The organism is Myroides injenensis M09-0166 (assembly GCF_000246945.1).
Classification (GTDB): domain Bacteria; phylum Bacteroidota; class Bacteroidia; order Flavobacteriales; family Flavobacteriaceae; genus Flavobacterium; species Flavobacterium injenense.
Genome location: NZ_BAEX01000166.1, coordinates 1 through 1226 on the forward strand (window position 1 = coordinate 1; position 1226 = coordinate 1226).

A 1226-nucleotide genomic window follows, 5' to 3' on the forward strand; every position below is an offset into this window, starting at 1 on the left:
CAACATCGCATTGGCAAAATGGCGGGTTAAGTGCCAAACTCAACTTTTGTGCATTTTATTCCGCCGAATGTGTTCCACATTCAGCTTTTTTTAATAATTTAGCTTCTGTGGAAACACATCGGCTACGTCACTGCTAAATTGAACTTTTTGTCCAATTTATCCGCCACTTCGCCAATGCGTTTCCCGTTAGTGGCAACAAAAACAAACGATAATTAGACAATAAATGAAAAATATTTTATTTGTAGTTTTTATTTCAATGATATTTTTATTTGTTTGCTGTAACACAACAACGAATAAAAACATAATTGAAACAGAAATTTCTGATTTTGACAAAATTTTAGATAGTTTTCAAGTAAATGGTTCAATTCTAATTTATGATAACGACAAGAATACTTTTTACTCAAATGACTTTGATTGGGCTAAAAACGGAAAATTACCTGCATCAACATTCAAAATTCCAAATTCTATAATTGCTGTTGAATTAGGCATTATTGAAAATGATACAACTATTTTAAAATGGAATGGCGAGCAGAGAAAAATGGATATTTGGGAAAAAGATTTATCATTTAAAGATGCTTTTAGAATTTCCTGTGTTCCTTGCTATCAGGAAATTGCAAGGAAAATCGGAACAATTAAAATGAAAGAATATTTAGAAAAATTTGAGTATAAAAATATGATTTTTGACAGTTTAACGATTGACAATTTTTGGCTTGAAGGAAATTCAAAAATATCTCAAAAACAACAAATCGACTTTTTGAGGAAATTCTATTTTTCAAAATTTCCAATTTCTGATAGGACAATAAAGATTGTCAAAAATATTATGGAAATTGAGCGAACTGAAAATTACATTTTAAGCGGTAAGACTGGATTAAGTTCGATAGAAGAAAAATATAATGGTTGGTTTGTTGGTTATGTTGAAACAAAATCTAATGTTTATTTTTTTGCAACAAATGTAATTCCGACAGACGGATTGAATGTTGATGATTTTATTTCATCGAGAATTAATGTAACAAAAAATGCGTTAAAGCAAATGAATATAATGAAATGATAAATGCCACTAACATATGGTAGCCGATAATTGCCGGCTTTCGTGCCAACTTGATACTTTGGTGCTTTTAACGAACCGAAGTGCTAAATTGATACGAAAGTGCTGTAAATCCGGCAACTACGGCTACCATTTTTCGTTAGCGGGCATTGTAAAGGACTACCTCTAAAAAAGAAAACTG

General features: G+C 30.8%; 1 protein-coding gene. It reads left to right on the plus strand.

The window, feature by feature from the left end:
- The first annotated feature begins 223 nt into the window (after window positions 1-223).
- Window positions 224-1048: a class D beta-lactamase OXA-347 gene (locus RH98_RS14985; protein ID WP_004295324.1), complete on the plus strand. Its 825-nt coding sequence runs from the start codon at window positions 224-226 to the stop codon at window positions 1046-1048.
- Window positions 1049-1226: the final 178 nt, after the last annotated feature.

Bases quoted from the DNA above. Each gene is read 5' to 3' on its own strand.
- RH98_RS14985 (WP_004295324.1), top strand. From the start codon at position 224: ATGAAAAATATTTTATTTGTAGTTTTTATTTCAATGATATTTTTATTT.